The following is a 19,145-nucleotide window of genomic DNA, read 5'->3' on the forward strand; positions in this document are numbered from 1 at the left end:
AGAGCGCTCAGACCGCGGCGTGCGCATGTTCGAGCCGCGCGGCGCGCGCCACGAGCACGTCGAGCACGGTGCGCACGGCGAGGCGCTCCGCGACATCCGGACGCACGAGCGCCACGATCTGCCGAGCGGATGCCACGCCGCGCAGCGGCTTCAACACGATCGAATCGGGCACGGCGCCGCTCGTGAACCGTGGCACGAACGCGATGCCGAGACCGGCCTCGATGAAGGCCTCGATGATGCGCATGTCGCTGAAGCGCTGGCTGACCGTGGCCCGCTGCCCGGCCTGCTGCTCGATCGCGTGCAGGATGCGCTCGAAGGGGAACCCGGGCGGCACCCCGAGCCAGGTCTCGTCGACCAGATCGGCGGGCGTCAGGTGCGCCCGTCCGGCGAGACGGTGGTCGGCCGGAAGACCGATGTCGAGCGGTTCGGTCAACAGCGGCACGGCCTTCAGGCCGCGGCCGCCCCAGGGCAGCACGCCCGGCATCGTGTGCGCGAGCACGATGTCGAAGTCGGAGGTGAGGTCGGCGAACTCGGCCGCCTCGGGGTCGAGGTCGGTCGCTCGCACGACGAGGCCGGCGACCTCGGCGAGGTCGGTGAGCACCGCCGGCAGCAGGGTCGCGCCGACTGTGGGGAACGTGACGAGCGAGACCTCGCCGCTCGGGTGGTTTCGGAACTCGTCCCACAGGGCGGTGGCGCGTTCGAGGGCGACGGCGACGTCGGCAGCGCTGCGGGCGAGGGCGTGCCCGGCGCTCGTCAGCACGACGCCGCGGCCGCTGCGCTCGGTGAGGGGCATGCCGGCCTCGCGCTCGAGCACCTTCAGCTGCTGCGACACCGCCGACGGTGTGCGGCCGGTGGCCTCGGCGACCGCCGTCACGCTGCCGCGTTCGGCGAGTTCTCGAAGCAGGTCCAATCGCCGCACGTCCATGTAGCCAGGCTACATCGTTCTTGTAGAATCGTGAGCTTGTGCTGCACTATTATTCGCGATTCAATTGAGATGTCGAACACGTGCAATGGGGCATCGACTGCTCGATCACCCACTCGTTTTCGAAAGGAATCACCATGTTCAGCGTCATCGTGCTTCTCACCGTCGTTTCCGTCGCCGCCATCATCGGCTCGATCGTCGTCACCGCTCGTGACGGCTACCGTCGTCAGCCGCGAGAGACGTTCGCGCGCACCGTCTAGGTGCCGCGAATTCCGGGGGTCCGTTCCCCGGAGTGCAGGGCCGCCGCGCGGGGGAGGGACACCCCGCGGGGCGGCCCTTCTTCGTGCCGGATCTTCGTGCGTATCGGGATGCAATGGGGGGATCCCGATGCGCACGGACACGCCCCGCGACACGGTGCGAACACGCCTGCGACACGGCCGCCGTGTCTCTCGACGACGCCGCCGATCTGCCGCTAGCGTGTGGCCAGGGCCTCGAGCGTGTGCCCGGGGGTACGACGCAAGGGGGATCGATGGCGCACGTGGTTGCGACCGGCGCGGGCAAGGCGATGATGGAGCGACGGGCCGATCCGACGCACGAATACATCCTGAGGCTCACCGGCAAGGAGCGCCCGCGCGTGCTCTTCGTCGGCACGGCGACCGGCGACGACGCCGCGTACGTCGTGAGCTTCTACACGACGTACGACTCCGACCGCTGCGCCCCGCACCACCTGCCGCTGTTCCACCGCGCGGTCGACGACCTCGCGGGCTTCGTGAAGGGCTTCGACGTGATCCACGTCGGCGGCGGCAACACGGCGAACATGCTCGACGTCTGGAAGCGCCAGGGCCTCGACGAGATCATGCGCGAGATGTGGGAGGACCCGAACTCGAACACGGTCTTCACCGGCGGCTCGGCCGGCGGCATCTGCTGGTTCGAAGGCGGCACGACCGACAGCTACGGGCCCACCCTGCAGGTGCTGCCCGAGGGGCTCGGGTTCCTGCACGGCAGCTTCTGCCCGCACTACGACGCCGAAGACCAGCGCCAGCCGCTGTTCCACGCCTCGCTGCTCAGCGGTGAGCTCGCGACGGGCTATGCGGTCGGCAACCTGCAGTCGCTGCACTTCGAGGGCTCCGAGTTCGTCACGGCGATCAGCCCCGTCGAGGACCCGCTCGCGTTGAAAGTCGAGGCGGTCGACGGGCGCATCGTCGAGACGCCGCTCCCGACTCAGGTGCTGGCGAGTTCCGGCCCCATCGTGAAGGGCCCCTCCTCGTGAACGACAACGTCTGGATCCTCGTCGCCGAACTGATCGTCGTCGTCCTCGCGATCTACATGGGCACCCGCACGAGCGGGATCGGCCTCGGCGTCTGGGGTCTCGTCGGTGTCGCCGTGCTCGTCTTCGTCTTCGGCGAGGCGCCGGGCGCCGCCCCGGTCGACGCCGTGTTCATCGTCATCACCGTCATCACCGCGGCATCCGTCATGCAAGCGGCCGGCGGCATCGACTGGATGGTCTCGATCGCGTCGAAGGTCATCAAGAAGCGACCGAAGTCGGTCGTATTCCTGGCACCGGCGATGTCGTTCCTCTTCACGGTGGGCGCCGGCACCGGCAACATCTTCTACCCCCTGCTGCCCGTCATCTACGACGTCTCGTACCAGCAGAAGATCCGGCCAGAGCGGGCGCTGTCGGTCTCGGCCGTCGCCTCGCAGGTGGGCATCCTCTGCTCGCCCGTCTCGGCGGCGACCGCGTCGATGGTCGTGCTGCTCGCCCCGCAGGGCGTCGACCTCGGCAAGCTCCTGCTCATCATGTGGCCGGCCTCGATCGTGGGCCTCGGCATCGCGGCGCTCGTCATGGTCAAGCACGGCAAGGAGCTCGAGGACGACCCCGAGTTCCAGCGCCGCCTCGCCGAGCACCTCGTGAAGCCGGCCGTCGTGGTCGACGCCGACAAGAAGCTCCCGCGCAGCGCCGTGCTCTCGGCCTCGATCTTCCTCACCGGCGTCGGCGTCATCGTGCTCTTCGGCCTCTTCTCGGGCCTTCGCCCGATCATCGGCACGGATGACTCGGGCGACCCCGTGCGGGTCAGCATCACCGTCATCATCGAGGTCATCATGGGCGTCATCGCGGCGCTCATCTTCGTCACCTGCAAGGTCAAGGCGGCGGATGTCCCGAAGCAGTCGACGTTCCCGGCCGGCATGGTCGGCGCGATCGCCCTCTTCGGCATCGCGTGGCTCGCCAACACCTTCGTCGCCGCGAACAACACGCTCATCGTCGACGGGCTCGGCTCGCTCGTCTCCGGGTCGACGGCGTTCCTCGGGGCGCTGCTCTTCGCGCTCGCGCTCTTCCTCGTCGCCATGCTCACCACGAGCCAGTCGAGCGCGACCAACGCGATCGTGCCGATCGGCATCACGATCGGCCTGCCCGCACCGCTGCTCGTCGGGCTCTGGCCCGCGGCGATGGGCATCTACACGCTGCCCGCCAACGGCAGCCAGGTCGCCACGGTCGCATTCGACCAGACCGGCACCACCAAGATGGGCAAGTTCGTCTTCGACCACTCCTTCCAGCTGCCGAACCTCGTCTACGTCGTCGTCGCGATCCTCGTGGGCGTGGCACTCTCCTTCGTCATCGTCTGATGGCGGAGGCGTCCGAGCAGGCACTGCTCCGCAGGTTCCTGCTCGGACTCGCGGAGGGCATGAACGCTGCCGCGGATTCGACCGACAAGATCCGCGACACGCTCGTCAAGGTGTCGAGCGCGTACGGCCGCGACGACACCGACGTCGTGGTGCTGCCGACCGTGATCCTCATCGAGACGGGCTCGGGCGAGGGGGGCAGGGTCGCGATCCGATCCTCGCTGAACGCCTCGTTCCGCTTCGACCAGATCGCGGCGCTCTATCGCCTGATCGAGGTCGCCCGTCGGGCCGAGATCACCCCGCTCGACGGCATCACGCGACTGAACGAGATCGGTGCGATGAAGCCGACGCACGGCTGGGTCGTGCGCACCTTCGGGCACGCCGTGCTGACCACCGGGCTCGCACTGCTGCTCGCGCCGACATGGCAGGGCGCCCTCGTCGCCTTCGTGCTCGGCGCGTTCATCGGCGTCGCGAAGCTGGTGCGCTCGCCGACCCTGCAGATCGTGTTCCCGGTGTTCGCGGCCTTCGCGTGCGCCACCGCGGTGTTCCTCATCGCGCCGTACTTCGCGGTGGGCGACCCGATCAGGCTGCTCATCGCGCCGCTCGCGACGTTCCTGCCGGGCGGAGTGCTGACGACCGCCGTGGTCGAACTCGCGGCGGGTCAGATGCTCGCCGGCGCCTCACGGCTCGTGTTCGGTCTCGTGCAGCTCTCGCTGCTGGCGTTCGGCATCCTCGCGGCGGGCACGCTCGTCGGGGTCGCCAGTTCCTCGTACGTCGCCCTCGACTCCGGCGAGGTCTTCCCCTGGTGGGTCGCGCTGTTCGGAGTGCTGCTCTTCGCGATCGGCAACTACCTGCACTTCTCCGCGCCACCGCGCACGTTCGGCTGGGTGCTGCTCGTGCTGCTCGTCGCGTACAGCGGCCAGGTCGTCGGCGGGGCGCTCATCGGCGCATCCGTCAGCGGGTTCATCGGTGCGCTCGCCATGACCCCCGTCGTGCTGTGGGTGGCGACGTTGCGGCACGGCGCGCCGTCGCAGCTCACCTTCCTGCCCGCGTTCTGGCTGCTGGTGCCCGGTGCCGCCGGTCTCGTCGGCCTCACCGAGGCGATCGGCACCACTCGCGGCTACGCCGACTTCGCCGACGCACTCGTCTCGATCATGTCGATCGCGTTGGGCGTGCTCATCGGCACCGCGCTCTATCGCGTCGTGCATCAGGGTGCCGAGGAGATCGCCGACTTCCACATCGACGTGCCCGCGGCGCTCGTCGAGGAGGAGACGCCGCCGTTCTGGGCCCGACTCCTGCCGGGCACGCCCCGCTCGTTCTGGGGCGGTCGCCGCCGCGGTTCCACGCCTGCGGAGCGAGCGGATGCCTCGCCGCCGCCGCAGCTCGCTGAGAAATCCGCCCCTTCCTCTCAGGCAACCGGGTCGTAGAGTATTCGGGTGACCCTCCGAGAGCCTCAGCCCATCGACGCCGTGCGCGCCCAGTTGATCGACTTCATCGCGGCGGACGCCGTGTTCCACGGGGACTTCACCCTCACCAGTGGCAAGAAGGCGACCTATTACGTCGACCTCCGCAAGGTGAGCCTCGACCACCGCGTGGCTCCGCTCATCGGGCAGGTCATGATCGACCTCATCAAAGACGTGCCCGACGTGGTCGCCGTCGGCGGCATGACCATGGGCGCCGACCCGATCGCCTCGGCGATCCTGCACCAGGGCGCGGCGCAGGGCCTCGCCTACGACGCCTTCGTCGTGCGCAAGGAGCCGAAGGACCACGGTCGCGGCAAGCAGGTCGAGGGTCCCGACCTCGCCGGCAAGCGCGTGATCGTGCTCGAGGACACCTCGACCACCGGCGGTTCGCCGATCAAGGCGATCGAGGCGCTCCGCAAGGTCGGCGCCGAGGTCGTGGCCGTCGCGGTCGTCGTCGACCGCGCGACCGGTGCCCGCGAGGTCATCGAGGCCGAGGGCGTGCCCTACCTGTACGCCATCGGGTTGGAAGACCTGGGGCTGGCCTGATGAGCGGCGACGGGCAGGGTCTGGGGGGCGACGGAGCCGATTGGCTGCTCGCCCAGTTGGCGAGCGGCGATGCGCCGCGTCGCGACGTCCCGTCACCGCCCGTCGCGCCGCCCGTCCAGCCTGCACCGCCGGTGCAGCAGGCCGCTCCCGCGGCACCGCGCACTCCCGCACCGCGCCGCGAGGAGGTGCTCGACTGGTTCTCCGAGGCACCGGCTCCCAGAGCGGATGCCGCCACGAGGGCGCTTCCCGTCGTCGGATCTCCGGCTCCGCGCGCCCCTGAGGTGCCGCAGCAGCAAGCGCCCCTCACCGAAGCGGCCGGTTCGCCGACGCCGTCGTGGACCCCGCCCTTCGCGGTCGGCCTGCCGCATCAGCCCCCGGCCGGCGCCCCGGTGCACCTGACCGCGGTCGAGCCGCCCGTCGGCACGCCTGCAGTCCCCCCGACCCCTCCCATGGCGCCGGTGCAGCCGCCCGCGGCCGCACCGCCGGCCGCTGCGTGGCCGCCCGCCGCGCCTGCTGCGCCCGTGGCTCCGGCTGCTGCGTGGCCGCCTGCCGCGCCGCCGGTCGCCCCTGCCGCGCCTGCGGCTCCGGCTGCCGCGTGGCCGCCGGCGGCACCCGCCGCGCCGGTCGCACCTGCGGCTCCGGCCGCCGCCCCCTCGATGCCGACGACGCCGCCGGGGCCGGTGACGCCGACCGCGCCGTTCGCACTCACCTGGGGTTCGGCAGAGGAGCTCTCCTCCGAAGACGCGATCCGGGCGGCGTTCCGGAGTCTTTCCGACCCGACGAGCGACGGCGCGGGTGCCGAAGCCTCGGCAGCGCTGCCCGTCGAGCCGCAGGCTCCGGCGGCCCCGCAGGCTCCGGCCGAGTCGTCCGTTCCGGCCGAGTCGCCCTTCGCCGGCTTCGCGCCCCCGCCGGTGGCACGTCAGTCGTTCACCCCCGTGCAGCCGGCCGCACCTGTCGCGCCCGTTCCGACGGCCGAACCCGTCGCGCCGGTGCATCCGATCGCACCGTCGACCGCGCCGGCCGGGTGGGACACCCGTGGCCCAGCCACCCAGCCGTCGGTCACGCCGACGGCGGCACCGGCACCGGCCTCGCCGTTCGACGACGAACTGTGGGCGGCGCTCCAGGAACCCGAGCGGCCGTCGGCCGCCCCGGTCCCGCCCGCGACCCAGCCCCAGGCAGCGTCATTCGAGCAGGCTCGGCCGATGGCTCCGGTCGCGCCCGTGGCTCCGGTGTCTCCAGTGGCTCCGGTCCAGACGGGGGCCCCGTTCGCCCACGTGCCGCCGGCCGCTCCGGCTGCCGAGGTCGCCCCCGAGGCGCCGTTCCAGCAGGCGGAGCAGCCGCGTCCCGAGCGCGACCGGTTCGCAGCATTCGCCGCCGACACCACCGATCCCTTCGCCGCACTCACCGCGACCCGGGCGATTCCGATACAGCCAGCAGCAGCAGCAGCAGCAGCAGCAGCAGCAGCGGCTTCGGCGCCGACTGCGCCGGCACCGGCGGCAGCGGAAGCCCCGGTGCAGCAGCACGGGCGAACGGAGCGCGCGGTCGCGCCCCAGGCCGATGCCCACACCGGGTTCCCCTTCCTCGAGGTGCGCGGCACGGCCGCAGCGCAGGAGGACGCCGTGGTCGGTGTCCCGGCCCGAGAGGCGAGCGCATTCAACACCACGCCGTTCCCGGCGTTCGCTTCGGCGACCGGAGGCGACGACGACCCGACGCGAGAGCCACCGGCACCGGTCGACGATCTCCTCGCTTCGCTCGGCGGCGGTGCATCGCATTCACGCTCGGCGGAGCCGACACCGCCTCCGGGCGGCACGACCCCGGCGCCGGCCGTGCCGACAGGTCTCGACGCGCTCGGGCTGGGCTTCGACGATGACGACGATGAGGCGATCCCCGACGCACCGGCGCCGGCCGCCGACGACCGGTCGGCTTCCGGCATCCGGGGCCGATTCTTCGGCGGCCCTCGCGACGACGAGGAGCCCGCCCCCGGTCACGACGACCGCGCGGTCGACGGCGTCGACGACGAGTCGTCGATCGCTCGCGAGATGGCCGACACCGGCTACTTCTGGAATCTGACGCCGGATCCGAACGCCGAAGACCCGAAGGACAGCCCCGTCTCGGTCGCGACCGCGTTCCTCGGCGATACCGCGGCCGACTCCCCGGCTCCGACCGACCTGTTCGCGGGCGACGATGCAGAGCCCACGTGGGACGACGAAGCCGGCCTCGAGACAGCAGATCCGGAGTGGTCGTTCACCGACGACGCCGCGCCAGGCGACACGGCGCCCTTCGGCGATGACCTGCGGCTCGCCACGACGTCGGCGGCTGGCCAGCAGGATCCGTTCGAGGCATCCGACGATGACGAGCTGAGCGCGCTCTTCGGCGGTGCCGCCGCAGGCGCGGCGGCGAACGATCCGTTCGTCGCCCCCAGCAGCAGGCAGCCCGTGACATCCGGCTTCGCGGCGGCTCCGGCGCAGGGCTCCGGGGGTGGCATCGGTCCTCAGCGCAACGGCGGTGCCGGCGGTGGCGGCCACGACGGCTCCGGCCGCGGCGGCGATGACGGCTCCGGCCGCGGCGGCGCCGGCGGTGGAGCCTCGCTGCCCCCGTCGGGCGGCAACCGCACCACGCGCACCCTGATCTGGGTCGCCGGCGGACTCGTCGTACTGCTCGTGGTCGCCGGGCTCTTCTTCTTCGGAACCCAGCTCGGCGGGGGCGGAGCGGAGCCGGCGAGCGACAGCCCGTCGGCGAGCTCCTCCGAGACGCCCGTCGCCGCGCCGACCGCCCCGCAGCCCGCCGGCGCGCACGCATGGGACACCCTCTTCGGCGGCGAGTGCATCGAGCCGTTCGAGTCGGTCTGGGCCGAGGAGTTCACCGTCGTCGACTGCGCGACACCGCACGCCGCGCAGCTCGTGTACCGCGGCACGCTGCCGGGCGACGAGGCGGCGCCCTTCCCGGGTGAGGCCGCGCTCGCCGAGCAGATGCCCGGCCTGTGCCGCGCCGTCGGCGTGTTCGACCCCGCGCTCGTCGCCGGCATCCCCGACCTGCAGGTGCAGGGCAGCTTCCCCGTGACCGAGGAGCAGTGGGCCGAGGGTCAACGCACCTACTACTGCTTCGCCAATCGAGCGGGCGGCGAACCGCTGACCGCGTCGATCATGGGCCCCGGACCGACGGCCTGACGACATGGCATCCGCTGACGGCGACGGCGACCCGCGTGGCAGGGTCGTCGTCGTCGGTTCGCTGAACGTCGACTCGACGAGCTACGTCGCCTCGTTCCCCGAGCCCGGCGAGACGATCCGGGCGCACGGCTTCCAGGTGGCGCTCGGCGGCAAGGGGGCGAACCAGGCGGTCGCGGCCCACGTCGCCGGCGTGCCGGTCGAGTTCATCGCGTGCGTCGGCGACGACGCGAGCGGCGCGTTCGCGCGGGGAACGCTCGAACGGCTGGGGCTTCCGACCGGTGCGCTCCGGCGGGTTCCGGATGCCCCGACCGGCGTCGCCCAGATCACGGTCGCCGACTCGGGCGAGAACACCGTGATCATCACCGGCGGTGCGAACCTCGCCCTGACCCCGGCCGTCGTCGACGCCGCCCGCGATCGGGTCGCCGCCGCGACGGTCGCACTCACGCAGGGCGAGCTCCCGTCGACGACCATCGATCGTCTCGCGGAGGTCGCGACGGCGCTCGGCACCCGCTTCGTGCTGAACCTCGCGCCGCCGGCGGCGGTCGCCGAGGCGACGCTCGCCGCCGCCGATCCGCTCGTGCTGAACGAGCACGAGGCACGGGCGGTCGGCATCGGCACGGATGCCCCGGCCGGCGCGGCCCTCGACGAGTGGCGGGTGCTCGCGGCATCCGCTGCCGGCGTCATCGCCCGCTCGGTGGTCGTGACGCTCGGCGCGGCCGGTGCCGTCGCCGCCGACGCGACCGGTTCGTGGACGGCTGCCGCGCCGCGCGTGACGGCGGTCGACACCACCGGGGCCGGTGACGGGTTCACCGGTACGCTCGCGGCGTGCATCGCCGAGGGGCGCTCCCTGCCCGAGGCACTCGGCATCGCGGTCGCCGCCGGCGCCCTCGCCGTGCAGACGCGAGGCACGGTCGACTCCTACGCCGCCCGCGACGTCGTGCTCGCCGCGGCCCGCATCGCCGACTGAGCGGCCGCGCACGCCGTACCACCACCTGAGCCGGTTACCTCCGACCACCAGCCGACCCGACGAGAGAACGAGACCCGCATGACCATCCCCGTGATCATCGACTGCGACCCCGGGCACGACGACGTCTTCGCCCTGTGGCTCGCCGCGGGACATCCGGCGCTCGACGTCGTCGCCGTCACGACGGTCGGCGGCAACGTGCCGCTCGAATTCACGACCCGGAACGCCCGCATCGCGCTCTCGGTCGCGGGCGTGACCGACGTGCCGGTCGCGGCGGGAGCGGCCGGCCCGCTCGTGCGACCGTTGCAGACCGCCGAGTGGATTCACGGCGAGAACGGCCTCGGCGGGCCCGAACTGCCCGAGCCGACCGTGCCGCTCGACCCGCGCACGGCGACCGAGCTCATCGCCGACGCGCTCACTGCGTCGGCCGAGCCCGTCGCCGTCATCGCGACGGGGCCGATCACCAACATCGCGATCCTGCTGCGCGACCGTCCCGAGCTCGCCGGGTGCATCCGCGAGATCGTCTGGATGGGCGGCTCGACCGAGCGCGGCAACGCGACGCCCTACGCCGAGTTCAACGCCCTCGTCGACCCCGAGGCGCTCGACCTCGTGGTGCGGAGCGGTGTGCGGTTCACGATGGTCGGCCTGAACGTCACGCACCTGGCGCTCGTGACGCCGGCCGTGCGCGAGCAGATCGCAGCGATCGGCACCGCCACCGCGGGCTTCGGGGCCGAGCTCTTCGACTTCTTCTGCCGCACGAACGACGAGCTCTTCGGCATGCCCGACGGGCCGCTGCACGACCCCGTCGCCGTCGCGGTGCTCGCCGACCCGTGCTGCGTCGAGGTGCGCCGCGCCCGTCTCGACGTCGAACTGCTCGGAACCGAGACGGCCGGCGCGACGAGCGTCGACCTCGACGACATGCTCGCGCGCGAGCCAAACGCGTGGGTCGCGGTCGGACTCGACGTCGAGCGGTTCTGGGCGGGCGTCGCGGCATCCGTCGCCCGGCTCGCCTAGCCGGACCGGGCGATCCCCGCCCGTTCCCGAATCACCCGCGCGGAACGCGACGGCCAGGCGTAGAGTGACGCCTATCGAGTGAGGGGTCGCCCATGGACTGGACCTTCTGGCTGGGCATCGTCGTCATCGCCGTGCTCTGGGGAGTGACGCAGTGGGTGTTCTCGCTCAGGAGGCACTCGGAGAAGACCCGCGGCGCGAATCGCGAGGCCGCCGACGCGATGAACGACGTCGAACGCGGCAAGGAGCAGGGCCGCTACTGGTCGGGCTTCGGCGGCTGAGCCGCCGCACAGCCCGGCGATCCGGGGCCTGACGGCCCGGCGGTCAGCCGTCGGCCGCCGGTCGTTGCGCGGCGCTCGCGAGATGGATCGTGGCGCCCCCGGCCACGCAGACTAGCACGATGCCCGCGATGGTGAGCGGGTCGAGCAGCTGACCGAGCAGCAGCATGCCGATGATCGCGGCGAGTGCCGGGTCGAAGGAGAACAGCACCGCGACCGTGCGCGCCGAGGTCAGCCGCACGGCGAGCATGTCGCAGCCGAACGCGATCAGGACGCCGAGCACCGCGGCGACGCCGAGTGGCGCGAGGTCGCCCGTCTCGACCGACGGCAGCGCGGCGATGCCGAACGGTGCCGTCAGCACCGCCGCGACGACGACGGCGATCGTGAGATCGTGCAGCGGGCGGGACTGCGGACGATCCGCGGGCGTGGTGCGCCCGATGCGTTCGGCGAGCAGGGTGTACGCGGCGAGCGAGACGCCGGCCACTCCGGCGGCGATGAGGCCGATCGGATTCACCTCGGGCGTCGGGCGGGCGATGAGGGCGACACCGCCGAGCCCGAGCAACGGGAAGATCGCGAGGCGCGGGCGCCGCACTCCGAGCGCGGCCAGGAGGAAGGGGCCGAGGAACTCGACGGTGATCGCGACTCCGAGCGGCACGAACTCGAGCGCGACGTGGAAGCACACGTTCATCGCCGCGATCGAGGTGCCGTAGGCGAGGAGGGCGAGCCATTCGGCCCGGTTCCGGCCGCCCAGTCGCGGTCGGATGATCGCGGCGGCCAGCATCGCCGCGATCGCGAAGCGCAGCCCGCTCACGCCGAGCGGGCCCAGTCGATCGAACATGCCGTGCGAGATGACGGCGGACACCTGAACCGAGGTCGAGGCGATGAGGAGCACGCCGAAGCCGAGCAGGGCACGGCGGAGCGTCGTTCGGGAGGTTTGCATGGTTCGAGCCGCAATCGTCGAGTAGGGATCAACGGGCCCGGGGTCGCCGGGCGGTGCTCGCTGTGCAGGGGAAACCGGTCGCTCTCGGTGGAGAGCCGGACGCAACCCGTGCGACGCTACGGATCGGTTCGGGGCTCTGCCTCGGGGTTCGCCCGGGAGTTCTGGTCAGGGCCTGCACTGAGGCCGGGGATCACGGGCTCGCTGCTCATGAGGTGGCGTCGCGACGACCGACACGGTGACGCCGACGATCCGAGCGCGGCCGATTCCGGGCGGCTTCTCCCCGCGGTCCTCAGCCGGCGGAACCCGCCGACCGGGGGCGCTCGAAGGCGCGACCGTGCACTTCGGTCGGCGTGATCCGCACCCAGCGATCCTTCGGCTCGGGCGCCCACGGGGTGATGCCGAGCCGTTCTGCTTCGGCGACCTCGCCCTGACGGTCGAACTCCGCGGCGACGCCCTTGACCACGACGCTGAACGCGTCAGTCTCGCTCGCGCCGTCGACCTCGAACGCCACCGAGCCGTGGATCGTCAACTCGAGCAGCTTCGTGCCGGCAGATGTGCGGAACACGATGGTGCGGCCGTCGACCGCGTGGTTGATGGGGAAGATGTCGATCTGTCCCGCTGCGGTCGCCGCGATGCGACCGTACTGCGCATCGGCGATGCGCTGCCAGCATTCGTCCTCCGACAGGTGCCGGGTCGGAGGACGTTCATCGGTTTCGTCGTCCATGCGTCGAGTGTGTCCCCGTTCGGCCCCGGCGGCAAGGGCCGAGAGGTCGGTCGGATGCCGCCGGCCGCCCGCCGCCCGCCGCCCGCCGAAGCCTACAGCTCGGTCTCGACCGGCGCCTTCTCGACGAGGTCGGCGACGCCACCGAGGATCTCGTCGGGCCGGAACGGATACTTCTCGATCTCGGCCTGGTCGCTGATGCCGGTCAGCACGAGGATCGTGTGCAGGCCCGCCTCGATGCCCGCGACGATGTCGGTGTCCATGCGGTCGCCGATCATCGCGGTGTTCTCGGAGTGCGCGCCGATCTTGTTGAGCGCCGAGCGGAACATCATCGGGTTCGGCTTGCCGACCACATAGGGCTCCTTGCCCGTGGCCTTCGTGATGAGGGCGGCGATCGCGCCCGTCGCCGGCAGCGGGCCGTCGGCCGAGGGGCCGGTCGCGTCGGGGTTGGTCACGATGAACCGCGCGCCGTTGCCGATCAGGCGGATCGCCTTCGTGATCGCCTCGAACGAGTAGTTGCGGGTCTCACCGACGACGACGAAGTCGGGCGCCGTCTCGGTCATCACGAACCCGGCGTCGTGCAGCGCCGTGAGGATGCCGGCCTCGCCGATGACGAACGCGGTGCCGCCCGGCAGCTGCGACTTCAGGAAGTCGGCCGTCGCGAGGGCGCTCGTCCAGATGCGGTCTTCTGGCACGTTCAGGCCCGAGGAACGGAGCCGCGCCGAGAGGTCGCGCGCGGTGAAGATCGAGTTGTTCGTGAGCACGAGGTAGGGCGTGCCGGCGTCCTCCCACTGCTGCAGCAGCTCGGACGCGCCCGGCAGCGCGTGGTTCTCGTGCACGAGCACGCCGTCCATGTCGGTCAGCCAGCACTCGACTTCTTCACGTCGTGACATGCCTCCAGCCTAGGGCGCGCAGGTCACGGCACGATGTCGAGCGGATGTCGCGTAGTCGCGCCTTCCGATCGTGAGAACGGGCTGGCGGGCCGCGGCCACCATCCGCGGGGGCGGGGGCAGGGGCCGTGATCGCCGCGGCGCACCGGTCTCGGCGCGCCGCGGCGATCGACCGGATCGGTCAGACCTCTTCGGCGAGGCGTCGGGCCTCGGCCGACTCGGCGAGACGACCGAGCGCCTCGAGCGAGTCGGCGAGGGCGATCCGGCCGAGCGCGACGGCGTCGGCCTGCCCGTCGAACCGCTCGATCGCCTGGCTGATGAGCACGAGTGCCTCGTCGTGACGACCCTCCGACTGCAGCACCCGTCCGGCGAACAGCATCGATCCGCCGGCCGGACGGGTCGCGCCCACCGCTTCGAACAGCTCGGCCGCGGTCAGCGCGGTCGCGACGGCCTCCTCGGGGCGCGAGAGCGCGGCGAGGCCGCGTGCCCGCGAGTCGACGACGTCGGCCAGCAACCAGTCGGCGCCGTGCTCGCGGGCGAGCGCCGCGACCTCGTCGAGCCGGTCGAGACCGTTCGGTTCGCCGTGCTCGAGGCTGACCTGGCCGAGCAGGTGCAGCGCATCGGCGAGCGAGGCGACCGTGTCGGGGTCGCGGCGAGCATCGGCGACGGCGCGCTCGAGCACCTCGATCGCCTCCTCGGCGTACCCGAGTCCGGCGAAGAGTCGGCCGAGGTCGGCCAGCACGGCGACCGCGCCCGGCCACGCCTCGGCCTCCTCGAACAGCTCTGCGGCGGTGTGCCAGGCGCCGGATGCCGCAGCGAACTCCTCCTCGCCGCGAAGCGCGGTGCCGAGCAGGTGCAGGGTCTCGGCGCGTGCGGCCGGCGGTGCGCCCGCGGCAACCTCGGCCTCGAAGACGTCCTGCAGCAGCTCGACGGCCTCGCCGGTGCGCCCGGCGCGCAGGAGCTGCCGGCCGAGGCCGTAGCGCACGCCGACGAGCCCTGGCGACTCCGCCAGCTTGGCGTGCTGCACCGCGAGGCGGAGCCTCGCGACGGCATCGTCGGGCCGCGCGAGGTCGTCGAGGATCGCGGCGGAGAGCTGGCAGTCCTCGACGACGCGCATCCGCGCGTCGATCGCGAGGTCGTGTTCGAGTGCCGCCTCCGATGCCGCCAGCGCGGCCTCGAGGTCGCCGCTGCCGGCGAGCAGTCGCGCGCGGAGCCGGTGCGACTCGGCGCGGCGGACCCGCGTCGGTTCGGCGGCGATCGCACGGTCGAGGAGGGGGAGGGCGGTCGCGGGCTCCTCGCCCTGGGCCGCGAGGTAGGCCGCGAGCTGGAATGCCGCGCCGACGAGCATCGGTTCGGGCTCCGGCGCCCGGTCGAGCACGGCGATCGCGGTGTCGGCCGCGGTGCCCGCGCCCTCGAGGTCGCCCGCCTCGGCGCGCACCGCGGTGATCCGCAGGGCGACCCGGGCCGAGAGGTCGTCGGCGCCCGACTGCAGCGCGACGCCGAGCTCCTGTTCGAGCACCGGCAGGTCGGACGCCGTGGCCGAGCCGGCGAGCAGGAGGCCGTGGCGTGCGAGCGCATCGGCGACTGCCTCGTCGCCCGCGGCGCGCAACGCGGCGATGCGGGCGGGCAGCTCCTGCTCGGCATCCTCGAGCCGTGACGCTGCGACGAGCACCGCGAGGCGGATGCCGATGAGTTCGGCCCGGCGGTCGTCGGTGACGGATGCCGCGGCATCCGACTCGAGCGCGGTGAGCCCGTGCTCGGCTGCGGCCAGTGCCCGGTCGATCTCGCCGAGTGCGGCGAGCTCACGGGCGCGGTCGACCCAGCCGCCGGCATCGACGGGTTCGGCGGCGGCGGCGGGCACGGGAGCCGCGAACGCCTCGCCGGTGATCGCCACGTCGTAGCGCTCGGTGCGGAGCGCGCGCGTGGCCTGCAGCCGGTCGGCGAGGTGGCGGTTGCCGTTGCGGCGGTCGAACCCGTCGCCGATGGCGGCGGCCGCGGCCCACGCGGCAGGGCTGAGCTCGGCGGCGGTCCAGGGGCCCGTGTGCGAGCCGAAGAACGGCTCGAGCTCAGCGGAGTCGGCGCCGCGCACGACGGTGTCGCCGTGGCCGGCATCGACGATGGTGTCGAGCAGCAGTCCGGTCGCGGCGAGTGCGCTGAACTGCGCGCGCTGGTTGAGCCGGTCGTGCGCGATCCAGGCGATGTGGCGTTCGAGCATGGCGAGGCCGCGCGCCTCGTTGCCGGTGATCGCACAGAACACCAGGTGGTTCGCGATGATGCCGATGTTGTCGGCGTTGCCGCGGGCGTCGCGGTAGCTGCGCAGGTGGAAGGACTTCGCACGGTCGAGACGGCCGGCGCGGAGGTACGGCAGCAACGCGTCGGAGAGGGCGTGCTCCGGCTCCTCGCCGCAGCTGAACCCGCCCTCGACGATCTCCTCGTAGAGGGAGATGGCCTCGTCATCGCGTCCGGTCGCAGCGAGGTAGGCCGCGCTCTCGCTGCGCACGCAGGCGTCGCAGTGGCTGTAGTCGTCGCGCTCGGTGGTGGTCAGCACGCGGTAGGCCTCGGCGGCCTCGTCGAGCCATCCGTTGGCGAACGCCGCACCGAAGCGCGCCATCGCGACCCCGCTCTGGCCGACGCCGGCGCGTTCGTACCGCGACTGCATGTCGTCGAGCACGCCGCGGATGTCGGCGGCGGGGAATGCGGGGCTCGCCGACAGCGTGCCCGCCATCCACTTGTACTGCCAGAGCAGGTCGCCGGCGCTGTCGTCGGGCTTCGCCGGGAAGCGGGCCGCGTCGGCGTCGTGCTTGCCGAGGCACCAGGCGAAGGAGCTGAGCAGTGTGTCGGTGTCGCCGGTCATGTTGGCCGACGATGCGAGACGCATGCGCGCGCGGTACTCGGAGAACTCGTCGCCCGACTCGACTGCGATCGCGATCGCCTGGTCGATCAGCGCACGCTCCTCGGGTCCGAACGGCGTCTGGTCGACCTGCTCGAGCAGTTCGTCGATGCGGATGGATTCGGACACGGTTCTCCCTTGGCGGTCGATGATCGGAGGTCTGGGTCGGAGGTCTGGGTCGAAGGCAGGGCGGGCCGGGGTCAGCGGGCGAGGCTCAGCGCGACGAGGTCGGTGAGCGCGCCGGTCAGCATGGCCCGTTCGCTCGCACGGAGTGGTCGGTGGCCGGCGAGCAGCGCCTGCACGTACAGCAGCCGGATGGTGCGGTCGAACACGGCGTCGTCGACCTCGCCGGCGAGCGTGCGCACGAGGGCGTTGTCCCAGTTGAGGCAGAGCTTCGCGCGGGCGGCTTCGCCGCTGCCGCCGCTCGCGAGGCGCGATGGGCCGTCGTCGATCCTGCCGAGCACGCCGCTCCAGAGCGGGCCGGTCAGGTCGCGTGCGGCGCCTCGGGTGATCGATCGCAGCACCTCGGCGTCGGCGAGGTAGAGGCTCGCGAGGTCATCCGGCGCGAAGCGGCGCACGCTCGGCTCGCAGCCGACCTCGGCGAGCACCGCGCCGGCACGGGTCTCGAGCGCGAGCGCCGCCGCACGATCGGCCAGCGGCGGCGGGTCGAGGGAGTCGAGCTCGCCCGAGACCGTCACCCGTTCGACGGTCACGCCGTCGAAGAGCAGCGGCAGGCGGCGCAGGATGTCGGCCTCGTGCACGTAGCCGCCGTTGACCACGGCGCGCGACACCGGCACGATGCCCGCGATCTGGCGGAACTCGTCGACGGTCTCGGTGAACCGCACATGCGGATGGCTCCGCACGAGCTCGTCGATGGTCATCACCCCGACCGAGGTCTCCACCGTCAGCCAGCGCGTGATGAAGCCCGCGAGCTCGTCGTCGTGCAGCAAGAGGGACTTCAGCCCCAAGTGGTGGATGCCGACGAACTCGGCGAGGCGCGCGGGGCGCTCGACGGCGAGCCGCATCACCCAGGCGCGGATCGCGGCACCGAGCTCGGCCCGGGTCGCCTCGAGCGATTCGTCCTCGATGAGGTGCTCGCGCGATGCGGTCGGCCGCAGCCCGTTCGAGTCCACGACCGCTCGCGCGAAGAAGGCCCAGTCGGGCAGCAGCTCGTCGGCGCGCGGGTCGACGAGCATGCCGCCGAGATAGACCCGGTTCGCCTGTCGGGCACCGGGCGTCGGCGGAAACGGCAGCACGTAGGCCGTGCCGTGCGTGTCGGTGGCGGTGGAGTGCACCTCGATGACCTCGAACGGCGCCCCGCCCACGACCTCGCGCCCGAGCTCGGCGATGCGATCGCGAGCCTCGGCGCGCGCCTCGCCCGTGAGGGCGAACACCGCCGGTCGGCCGATGCCGTCGAAGCTCCCGTCGCCCGTGCCGATGAGGATCGGGATCGGCAGGTACTCGGCATACCGGCGTGCGAGCTCGCGCAGACTCGTCGGCGAGCAGAGCTCCGCCTCGTCGGCGCGCGGCACGAGCGAGACGGTGGTGCCGACGGCGATTCCGGATGCCTCGGCGCCCTCGAGCACCCGCACCGTGAAGGTGCCGTCGGTGCTGCCGACCCACTCGACGGGGTCGCCGCCGCGTGCCGAGCGGGAGCGCACGACGATGCGGTCGGCGATCATGAAGCAGCTGAGCAGGCCGATGCCGAACTGTCCGAGGAATCCGGCGCGGGGCAGGTCGAACAGGTCGCGCTTCGAGCTGCGGCCGACGGTGGCGAGCAGTTCGCCGACCTCGTCGGCGGTGAGGCCGACGCCGTCGTCCTCGAAGCGGAGCGTCGGCTCGTCGGCCGTCGGCGGGTGGATGCGCACGCCCCACGAGGCATCCCGGCGGCCCTCGTGCTCTGCGCGAGCCGTGATGGCGTCGCGCCCGTTCTGGATCAGCTCGCGGAGGAAGACGTGCGGGCCCGAGTAGATGTGCCGGCTCAGGAGGTCGACCACGCCGCGCAGGTCGACCAGGAACGGACGCGCTGCGGGCGTCTGCTCGCCGGTCACGCGGTCAGCCAGATCGCGCTGGCCGCGCCGTTCGGCAGCTCGTGGCTCTCGCCGGAGATGCGCACGCGTGCCTTGTCGTCGTGGGCCTCGATCTCGAGCTCCACCCCGGGGTGCACGCCCGCGGTCTCGAGGTCGCGAAGCAGGCCGGGGTCGCGATCGCTGATGCGGATCACGCGTCCGCGATGCCCGGCGGCGGCCTCGTCGGCGCGCACGAACGGCTCGGCGGCGATCGAGCCGTCGGCGGTGGGGATGGGGTCGCCGTGCGGATCGCGCAGCGGCCGCCCGAGTCGTGCGTCGATCGCCTCGAGCAGGCGATCGGAGATGGCGTGCTCGAGGATCTCGGCCTCGTCGTGCACCTCGTCCCAGCCGTAGCCCATCTCCTGCACGAGCCACGTCTCGATGAGACGGTGGCGGCGCACGACGGCGAGCGCCTGCACCGTGCCGGTCTCGGTCAGCCGCACCGCGCCGTAGGGCACGTGCGAGACGAGCCCTTGCGCCGCCATCTTCTTCACCATCTCGGTGACCGACGAGGGGGCCACGCCGAGCTTGCCGGCGAGCACCGACGGCGTGATGGGGTCGGGCTGCCATTCGGTGTGCGAGTACACCGTCTTCAGGTAGTCCTCGATCGCGGGATTCTTGCTGCTGGGCATCGGCCCCAGACTATCGGGAGCCCCACCCGTTGC

At 72.4% G+C, this 19,145-nt stretch carries 16 protein-coding genes; 9 read left to right on the top strand and 7 right to left on the bottom strand.

The genetic code is table 11. From position 1 onward, the window contains the following. Positions 1-7 precede the first annotated feature (7 nt). Positions 8-925 (bottom strand): LysR family transcriptional regulator, encoded by a 918-nt coding sequence (locus tag BUR99_RS06620; RefSeq protein ID WP_074259613.1) that lies wholly within the window; start codon positions 923-925, stop codon positions 8-10. A gap of 134 nt (positions 926-1,059) precedes the next feature. Between BUR99_RS06620 and BUR99_RS20615 the strand changes: the two genes are divergently transcribed. From BUR99_RS20615 to BUR99_RS06660, 9 genes are all read left to right on the top strand, one after another. Further along, positions 1,060-1,182, top strand: a complete 123-nt coding sequence (locus BUR99_RS20615) for a hypothetical protein (protein ID WP_268755088.1) — start codon at positions 1,060-1,062, stop codon at positions 1,180-1,182. A 269-nt stretch (positions 1,183-1,451) separates the two neighbouring features. After that, positions 1,452-2,192: a Type 1 glutamine amidotransferase-like domain-containing protein gene (locus BUR99_RS06625; RefSeq protein WP_074259614.1), complete on the top strand. Its 741-nt coding sequence runs from the start codon at positions 1,452-1,454 to the stop codon at positions 2,190-2,192. After that, entirely contained in the window at positions 2,189-3,544 is a 1,356-nt protein-coding gene (locus BUR99_RS06630; RefSeq protein WP_074259615.1) for an anaerobic C4-dicarboxylate transporter family protein, read from the top strand. The genes BUR99_RS06625 and BUR99_RS06630 overlap by 4 nt, the downstream gene beginning before the upstream one ends. Next, on the top strand, positions 3,544-4,968 hold the full coding sequence (locus BUR99_RS06635; RefSeq protein WP_074259616.1) for a threonine/serine exporter family protein: 1,425 nt from the start codon (positions 3,544-3,546) through the stop codon (positions 4,966-4,968). Before BUR99_RS06630 ends, BUR99_RS06635 begins: the two co-directional genes overlap by 1 nt. Positions 4,969-4,977: 9 nt before the next feature. Beyond that, complete coding sequence (pyrE, locus tag BUR99_RS06640) at positions 4,978-5,550, top strand: orotate phosphoribosyltransferase (RefSeq protein WP_234980771.1); 573 nt, start codon at positions 4,978-4,980, stop codon at positions 5,548-5,550. Further along, complete coding sequence (locus BUR99_RS20640) at positions 5,550-8,717, top strand: hypothetical protein (protein WP_074259617.1); 3,168 nt, start codon at positions 5,550-5,552, stop codon at positions 8,715-8,717. The genes pyrE and BUR99_RS20640 overlap by 1 nt, the downstream gene beginning before the upstream one ends. Before the next feature lie 4 nt (positions 8,718-8,721). After that, positions 8,722-9,684 (top strand): ribokinase, encoded by a 963-nt coding sequence (locus BUR99_RS06650; RefSeq protein WP_074259618.1) that lies wholly within the window; start codon positions 8,722-8,724, stop codon positions 9,682-9,684. Positions 9,685-9,762: 78 nt separating this feature from the next. Continuing rightward, a complete protein-coding gene (locus BUR99_RS06655) occupies positions 9,763-10,695 on the top strand; it encodes a nucleoside hydrolase (RefSeq protein ID WP_074259619.1) in 933 nt (310 codons plus the stop codon). Between the two features lie 92 nt (positions 10,696-10,787). Next, entirely contained in the window at positions 10,788-10,973 is a 186-nt protein-coding gene (locus BUR99_RS06660) for a hypothetical protein (RefSeq protein ID WP_074259620.1), read from the top strand. A gap of 43 nt (positions 10,974-11,016) precedes the next feature. Here the strand turns inward: BUR99_RS06660 and BUR99_RS06665 are convergent, their stop codons facing one another. The 6 genes from BUR99_RS06665 to BUR99_RS06690 all read right to left on the bottom strand — a co-directional run bounded on the left by BUR99_RS06665 (position 11,017) and on the right by BUR99_RS06690 (position 19,112). Further along, on the bottom strand, positions 11,017-11,910 hold the full coding sequence (locus tag BUR99_RS06665) for an EamA family transporter (RefSeq protein ID WP_074259621.1): 894 nt from the start codon (positions 11,908-11,910) through the stop codon (positions 11,017-11,019). 289 nt (positions 11,911-12,199) lie between these two features. Next, positions 12,200-12,634 carry a pyridoxamine 5'-phosphate oxidase family protein gene (locus BUR99_RS06670; RefSeq protein WP_074259622.1) on the bottom strand — a complete coding sequence of 145 codons (435 nt, stop codon included), beginning with the start codon at positions 12,632-12,634 and terminating at the stop codon, positions 12,200-12,202. A 92-nt stretch (positions 12,635-12,726) separates the two neighbouring features. Then, positions 12,727-13,524 (bottom strand): HAD-IIA family hydrolase, encoded by a 798-nt coding sequence (locus BUR99_RS06675; RefSeq protein WP_074259623.1) that lies wholly within the window; start codon positions 13,522-13,524, stop codon positions 12,727-12,729. A gap of 178 nt (positions 13,525-13,702) precedes the next feature. After that, entirely contained in the window at positions 13,703-16,540 is a 2,838-nt protein-coding gene (locus tag BUR99_RS06680; protein ID WP_074259624.1) for a tetratricopeptide repeat protein, read from the bottom strand. A gap of 71 nt (positions 16,541-16,611) precedes the next feature. Next, entirely contained in the window at positions 16,612-18,462 is a 1,851-nt protein-coding gene (locus BUR99_RS06685) for an HSP90 family protein (RefSeq protein WP_074259625.1), read from the bottom strand. Beyond that, positions 18,459-19,112, bottom strand: a complete 654-nt coding sequence (locus BUR99_RS06690; protein WP_074259626.1) for a metal-dependent transcriptional regulator — start codon at positions 19,110-19,112, stop codon at positions 18,459-18,461. Before BUR99_RS06690 ends, BUR99_RS06685 begins: the two co-directional genes overlap by 4 nt. Positions 19,113-19,145: the final 33 nt, after the last annotated feature.

The sequence above is a fragment of the Agromyces cerinus subsp. cerinus genome, from assembly GCF_900142065.1.
GTDB classification, from domain to species: domain Bacteria; phylum Actinomycetota; class Actinomycetes; order Actinomycetales; family Microbacteriaceae; genus Agromyces; species Agromyces cerinus.